Genomic DNA, 239 nt, shown 5'->3' with positions numbered 1-239 from the left:
TGCCTCCTTAGTATTTTACCTACTTAAGTCAAGACCAGGTTGTAATAGTTTACTGAACCTTCTTTCCCATTTTGCTGGGCAAACTTTCGCCTTGGGTGTTGTACGTACATATTGTGCTGCTTTGATTTTGTGTACTAACGTGCCTCCTTAGTATTTTACCTACTTAAGTCAAGACCAGGTTGTAATAGTTTACTGAACCTTCTTTCCCATTTTGCTGGGCAAACTTTCGCCTTGGGTGT

General features: G+C 40.6%; 1 pseudogene. It reads right to left on the bottom strand.

What is annotated here, in order from left to right:
• Positions 1–15: 15 nt before the first annotated feature.
• Positions 16–141 (bottom strand): annotated as a pseudogene (locus BTM19_RS13160) (peroxiredoxin); the annotation flags it as partial.
• Positions 142–239 lie beyond the last annotated feature (98 nt).

It is taken from the genome of Staphylococcus xylosus (assembly GCF_002732165.1).
In the GTDB taxonomy this organism is placed as follows: Bacteria; Bacillota; Bacilli; order Staphylococcales; family Staphylococcaceae; genus Staphylococcus; species Staphylococcus xylosus.
This window is presented reverse-complemented; position numbering and strand designations above follow the sequence as displayed.